Source organism: Phormidium sp. CCY1219 (assembly GCF_035615515.1).
In the GTDB taxonomy this organism is placed as follows: Bacteria; Cyanobacteriota; Cyanobacteriia; order Cyanobacteriales; family Laspinemataceae; genus CCY1219.
In genome coordinates, this window is the sequence record NZ_JAJENT010000798.1 from 1 (window position 1) to 362 (window position 362).

The 362-nt window shown below is 51.7% G+C and carries 1 protein-coding gene; it reads right to left on the minus strand.

The genetic code is table 11. The annotated features are described in order from the left end of the window. Nucleotides 1–362, minus strand: a 362-nt coding sequence (locus LKK83_RS24545; RefSeq protein WP_324634050.1) for a transposase, incomplete at both ends; no start/stop codon positions are given.

Sequence of the window (362 nt, forward strand, 5' to 3'; positions counted from 1 at the left end):
CACCCCAGAATTAACGTCCCGTGGCACAGACGCACCGCACTGCGGGCATTCATGCCAGCGGTCAGACAACTCCTTGGGAACTCGGTTCAGGCAAATTGCACAATGTTGGGACGTGCCAGCAGGATTTACCTTCACGACCAACCGCCCAGCTTTTGCAGCTTTGTACGGAAGGATTTCATTCAGGAACCCAGCTATCCGAGCATCAGCAAAACTTTTATTCAGCCCCGACTTAGCCGATTGACCGTTAGGGAGGAATGCTCCGTCCTCTCCCTGCTTCGGCTTAGGGCGTCGGGTCATATTGGAAACTTTTAGATCCTCGACAAAGATGACTTCTGCCTTGTCGATTAATTCTTGAGCTGTTT